Origin of the sequence: Acinetobacter sp. UBA3025 (assembly GCF_002367915.1) — a bacterium.
In the GTDB taxonomy this organism is placed as follows: Bacteria; Pseudomonadota; Gammaproteobacteria; order Pseudomonadales; family Moraxellaceae; genus Acinetobacter.
Genome location: NZ_DFDO01000219.1, coordinates 1 through 5,776, shown reverse-complemented (window position 1 = coordinate 5,776; position 5,776 = coordinate 1). Strand labels below are relative to the sequence as shown.

Below are 5,776 nucleotides of genomic sequence, written 5' to 3'. Positions count from 1 at the left end.
GTTTTCACCGATTTTTTGAACTAGCGCAATACGAGCTTCTTCTACAGTAGCGCCATCTTCAAGTTTAAGTTCAGCGATTTTAGCAACATCAGTTTCGTTAGCAGCAAGAGCAGCAGCAGCAACTTTAGCAGAGAAACCAGCAAAGTTTTCGTCTTTAGCAACGAAGTCAGTTTGGCAGTTTACTTCTAGAAGGATTGCTTTGTTGCCTTCTTGAGCAATTGTGATCGCGCCGTCAGCAGCAATGTTACCAGCTTTTTTAGCTGCTTTTGCTTGACCAGATTTACGAAGGTTATCAATCGCTAATTCGATGTCACCACCAGCTTCTGTCAAAGCTTTTTTACATTCCATCATTGCTAGACCAGTACGATCACGCAGTTCTTTAACCATGCTTGCTGTAACTGCAGTCATGTTTATCTCCTAAATTCGGTAGAAAATGAATTCTTTTTAGAACAGAAACGGCCCAGAGGATTCTCATGGGCCGCCTGCATACATAACGCTTACTTTGCCACCATCACGTGTCGCAAAAATGACAAGCTAGCGTCTAACGCATTAAGCCTCAGAAGCAGGAGCTTCTTCTGCTTTAGCTTGTGCATTTGCTTGTGATTGAGCATATTCTTTACCAGCAAGAATCGCATCAGCCATAGCAGAAGCATAAAGTGTTACTGCACGGATCGCATCGTCGTTACCCGGAATAACGTAGTCTACGTTGTCTGGGTTAGAGTTAGTATCAACGATACCGATTACAGGAATACCAAGGTTTTTAGCTTCTTTAATTGCAATCGCTTCGTGATCAACGTCGATTACGAATAATGCGTCAGGTAAACCACCCATGTTTTTAACGCCGCCTAAAGCACGTTCAAGTTTTTCCATCTCACGGCTACGTTCTAAAGCTTCACGTTTAGTAAGTTTAGCGAAAGTACCGTCTTGAGATTGAGTTTGAAGGTCTTTTAAACGGTTGATAGATTGGCGAAGAGTTTTCCAGTTCGTCAACATACCACCTAACCAACGGTGATCTACGTATGGTTGACCAGCGCGTTGAGCTTGTTCACGGATGATTGCAGAAGCAGCACGTTTAGTACCAACGAACAAAACTTTGTTCTTTTTGCTAGCCAATTGGTTAGCGAAGTTCAAAGCATCATTTAACGCAGGAACAGTGTGCTCAAGGTTGATGATGTGAATTTTGTTACGCGCGCCAAAGATATATTGACGCATTTTTGGGTTCCAGAAACGAGTTTGGTGACCAAAGTGCGCGCCAGCTTGTAGAAGGTCGCGCATGCTTACGTTGTAATCTGCCATTTTCTTTACCTTAAAGTTTGGGTTAGGCCTCCATATATCCGCATTCTCCACCCTTGCGGGCACCCAGAGTAATGTGACGATATATGTGCGGATTTTTAGTACACCATTCAATCAGCCTCGCAAATATATTCACGAAAAAGCATTTGATAAAATGGGCGGCTATTTATACCATAGTCACATACAAATTTCCAAAAGTTTTTAGAGATCATGAACACTACTTATCAAGCTCCCCGTCGTTTAATCAAATCCGCTGAAGATATCGAAAAGATGCGTATCGCTGGACGACTGGCTGCAGAAGTGTTGGATATGATCAAACCGCATATCAAACCCGGCGTAACGACACTGGAATTGGATACGATTTGTCATGACTATATTGTAAATGTGCAGAATGCCATTCCTGCATGTTTAGGTTATGGTGCAGCGCCTGGCCGCCCTGCTTTCCAGCATACAATCTGCACATCTGTAAACCATGTGGTCTGTCACGGGATCCCATCTGAAAACAAGATCCTGAAAAAAGGCGATATTTTAAATATTGATGTCACTGTCATCAAAGATGGTTTCCATGGGGATACCAATATGATGTACATCGTGGGTGGTGAAACTTCAATTTTAGCAAACCGTCTATGTAACGTCGCTCAAGAAGCCATGTATCGTGGTATGGCTGTGGTGAAACCAGGTGCAACGATTGGTGATATTGGTCATGCGATTCAAAAATATGTTGAATCTGAACGTTTTAGCGTTGTTCGTGAATACTGTGGCCACGGAATCGGTACGACTTTCCATGATGAACCACAGGTGCTGCACTATGGTCAACCAGATACCGGTATGGTTCTTGAAGAAGGTATGACTTTTACGATTGAACCTATGGTAAATGCCGGTGTTTGGCAAACCAAACTGCTGGGTGATAAATGGACTGTAGTAACTAAAGACCATAAATTATCAGCTCAATATGAGCACACTCTTTTAGTAACAAAAAATGGCATTGAAGTGCTGACTGCTCGTCCTGAAGAAGATTTGTCACGTTTTAGTGCATAACAACAACACTTCCTCATATAAATGGTCACTTTAAAGTGGCCATTTTTAGTTTATATTTCCCCTATTATTCTCATCCTCAAAGCATATTCTTAGTTCCTGTCTATCTAAACTATCTATCGATGTTCAAGATAAGGTTGCACTGATTCAGCATTTTTTTCGTATATTTTTCCAAATTCTTTTGCCCAATGTGCACCATTTTAGGCTAAGATAATGTGCTTTTTATTTTTTAATCCCTATAAGAAGGAATACTGCCGTGGACGTACGTCTCTCTGATCGTGTGAATGCCATCAAACCGTCCCCTACGCTTGCTGTGACAAACAAAGCTGCTGAACTGAAAGCTGCTGGTCACAACGTTATTGGTTTGGGCGCAGGTGAGCCAGATTTTGATACCCCTCAACACATCAAAGATGCAGCAATTGCAGCAATTAACAACGGTTTCACCAAATACACCGCTGTTGATGGTACGCCAGGTCTTAAAAAAGCAATTATTGCTAAATTAAAACGTGACAATAACCTTGATTATCAAGCGAACCAAATCCTGGTTTCTTGTGGTGGTAAACAGTCTTTCTTTAACTTGGCACTTGCTTTGTTAAACAAAGGTGATGAAGTGATCATCCCTGCTCCATTCTGGGTGAGCTATCCAGACATGGTGATCATTGCTGAAGGTACACCAGTAATCGTGAAATGTGGTGAAGAACAACGTTTCAAAATTACTCCTGAGCAATTAGAAGCTGCGATCACTGACAAAACTCGTCTAGTGGTATTAAACAGCCCTTCTAACCCGACTGGCATGATCTACACTAAAGCTGAATTAGAAGCTTTAGCTGCAGTACTGCGTAAATACCCAGAAGTATTCATCGCATCTGATGACATGTACGAACCAATCCGCTGGGAAGATGAATTCTACAACATCGCAACTGTTGCCCCAGACCTTTACGACCGCACTATCGTATTAAACGGTGTGTCTAAAGCATATGCAATGACAGGCTGGCGTATCGGCTATGCAGCGGGCCCTGCTAAACTGATCGGTGCGATGAAAAAAATCCAGTCTCAGTCAACTTCTAACCCAACTTCTATTTCACAAGTTGCTGCAGAAGCTGCATTGAATGGTCCTCAAGACGTTCTTGTACCAATGGTTGAAGCATTCAAACGTCGTCATGACCTAGTTGTGAATGGCTTGAATGACATTAAAGGTATTTCTTGCCTACCTGCTGATGGTGCATTCTATGCATACGCAAACATCAAACCATTGATTCGTGCGAAAGGCCTGAACTCTTGCACAGAATTCTCTGCTTGGTTACTGGAAGAAACTGGTGTTGCAGTCGTTCCTGGTGATGCATTCGGTCTAGGCGGTTTCATGCGTATCTCTTACGCAACTGCTGACGAAGTATTAGTTGATGCGCTTGCACGTATCAAAAAAGCTGCTGATTCAATCGAAGGCGTTGATGAGGCGATTGCTTCTATCGAAGCTGAAAAAGCTGCGAAATAATCTAATTGATTAGATAAAAAAACCCGCGATGATCGCGGGTTTTTTTATGCAGTTTGTAGATGCTTACGGTATTTAAGTCCCAAGCAAAGCAAGCACATCAATGCGGCAAAGGTATAGGAAATAGCCAGCATCCACCAGAAACCACTTATTCCTGAAACATCCAGGTTGAGATTGAAGAGCGACACTGGATGATAAGCCAAATACCAACCTCCTCCCAATCCGCCTAATAGCAGTACTCCACTAAAGATAAACATGGGGAAGACCACCACTTTCCAGCAGCGCAGCATATTGACGCTAACCACCAGAATCGCATCAAAAATATGCATCCAGCACAATAAGAACATCAATGCCAGACTCACCGCAAGCACATCCTTATTATCACTAAATAGCGTCACAATCGGTTTTTGAAAAATTGCGATCAAGATCGCCAAAACAACTGCGCTTGCGACCACCACACGTAACGCTTTAAAAGTTAAATCCCAGGCAGATTGCACTTGATTTGCACCAATCCTGGTAGACACCAGAATGCTAAAAGCAGAGCTCATCGAAAATGGCACCATAAACAGCAGGCCAGCCAAACCCATCGCTACTTGATGCGCATTCACCATTATCTCCCCCAAAGGCAAGATCAATAATGCAATCGCACTAATTGTAAAGACATCAATAAATACGACAATTGCTGAGGGTAAGCCGATTCTTAAGATTTTTAGCAAAGTCTTAAAATGGAAGAATTGTCCGGACCAGTGCACACGCAACTGCTTTTCTAGAAATATCAGGTAATACACCACTAATAGTGCCCATTGAACAGTCAGATGAGCAATGAAAGCTCCCTTAACCCCATAGGCAGGTACATAACCCTGAATCCCAAAAATCAGGCAATAGGCCAAACTCACTTTGAATATCAGATAAAAAATATTGGCATAGAACACACGCTTCGCCTCACCACAGGCTTGCGTTAAAATATATAAAATACGTACTAACAAATGTGCTGGAAGCGTCCAAGCCAGTAACCATAAACAAGGTTGAATCAAAGCCTGTAATGCACTATCTGCTTTTAACAGATGTAGCAAAGGATCTGCATGAGTTAATAGCCATCCTGCAAATACAGACAGGACGATGACAATAAGGATGCTCTGTTTCAGAATTTTTTGAATATTATCAAAAGCACGTCGCCCATATGCTTCAGCAAGTTCCTGCATCATACCCTGCAAAATCCCCGTCCCCGAAACAAATAATAAAGAATAAATAGATAAACACACAGCCATAGCAGCCACATGTTGCGGTGAGTAATGAGACAGGAAAATCATGTCAAATATTCCGACCAACATTATGATGCTATTACTCAAAAAAATCGGTACCCAAAGATGCAAAAACTGTTTCATTGCAAAATCACTCTATTCTTAATTCTTTTCTCGGGTTTTATTTTTAAACTGAATTATTTAAAACTGAGATATACAGTGGAAATCACATACAATCCTTGTGCCATAAATCTTTATATTTATTGATTTTTATAGAAAAGTTTAGTTTCTATCTTTAGTTCGCTTATAGAAAATAATAATTTATTGAGCTCAGAAACTATGAGTTTTTTTCGTTCCAATTTAACAATTTAATCAAAAGAAAGAATGATCATGACATGAAAAGCAGGATGCTATTTGAAATACGAACCTGCTAATCAGTATTTTTATTTAATGATATATATGCACTTATATAGTGTTCTTAATTTTAAAAAGATTATTTTCATCAGATAAAATCACCAGACTTGCTCTTCCTTTATCTAATGATATTCATTTCAGGAGTTAGGTTGCTGGAACATAGCAATTACCTCAGCTTCTGTCATTTTTTTGGTTTGATTGTTAAATGAATAAAATGCTGGCTGATGATCTATATAAATTTCTAAATTGAAATCCAGATCCTCTGGCAGTTGCTCCAAAGTAAATACATTAATATTGGCAAAGG

Annotated in this window: 5 protein-coding genes and 1 pseudogene; 2 read left to right on the top strand and 4 right to left on the bottom strand. The window is 40.7% G+C overall.

The window, feature by feature from the left end; translation table 11 throughout:
• Both tsf and rpsB read right to left on the bottom strand, forming a co-directional pair.
• Positions 1–408 (bottom strand): translation elongation factor Ts (gene tsf, locus B4J23_RS09240; protein WP_291360163.1); only part of this gene is annotated, 408 nt, incomplete at its 3' end.
• Positions 409–549: 141 nt separating this feature from the next.
• Positions 550–1,296 carry a 30S ribosomal protein S2 gene (gene rpsB, locus B4J23_RS09235; protein ID WP_004784492.1) on the bottom strand — a complete coding sequence of 249 codons (747 nt, stop codon included), beginning with the start codon at positions 1,294–1,296 and terminating at the stop codon, positions 550–552.
• 207 nt (positions 1,297–1,503) lie between these two features.
• Here rpsB and map point away from each other — a divergent pair, with 207 nt between their 5' ends.
• Together map and B4J23_RS09225 are read left to right on the top strand one after the other, a co-directional pair.
• A complete protein-coding gene (map, locus tag B4J23_RS09230; RefSeq protein WP_291360161.1) occupies positions 1,504–2,331 on the top strand; it encodes a type I methionyl aminopeptidase in 828 nt (275 codons plus the stop codon).
• A gap of 253 nt (positions 2,332–2,584) precedes the next feature.
• Positions 2,585–3,820 (top strand): pyridoxal phosphate-dependent aminotransferase, encoded by a 1,236-nt coding sequence (locus B4J23_RS09225; RefSeq protein WP_005236666.1) that lies wholly within the window; start codon positions 2,585–2,587, stop codon positions 3,818–3,820.
• Between the two features lie 44 nt (positions 3,821–3,864).
• Here the strand turns inward: B4J23_RS09225 and B4J23_RS09220 are convergent, their stop codons facing one another.
• Entirely contained in the window at positions 3,865–5,127 is a 1,263-nt protein-coding gene (locus B4J23_RS09220; protein ID WP_373684927.1) for an MATE family efflux transporter, read from the bottom strand.
• Positions 5,128–5,609: 482 nt separating this feature from the next.
• A pseudogene (locus B4J23_RS09215) lies at positions 5,610–5,776 on the bottom strand (GFA family protein); the annotation flags it as partial.

Coding starts and splice junctions, on each gene's coding strand:
- rpsB (WP_004784492.1), bottom strand. CDS start 1,296: ATGGCAGATTACAACGTAAGCATGCGCGACCTTCTACAAGCTGGCGCG.
- map (WP_291360161.1), top strand. CDS start 1,504: ATGAACACTACTTATCAAGCTCCCCGTCGTTTAATCAAATCCGCTGAA.
- B4J23_RS09220 (WP_373684927.1), bottom strand. CDS start 5,127: ATGATTTTCCTGTCTCATTACTCACCGCAACATGTGGCTGCTATGGCT.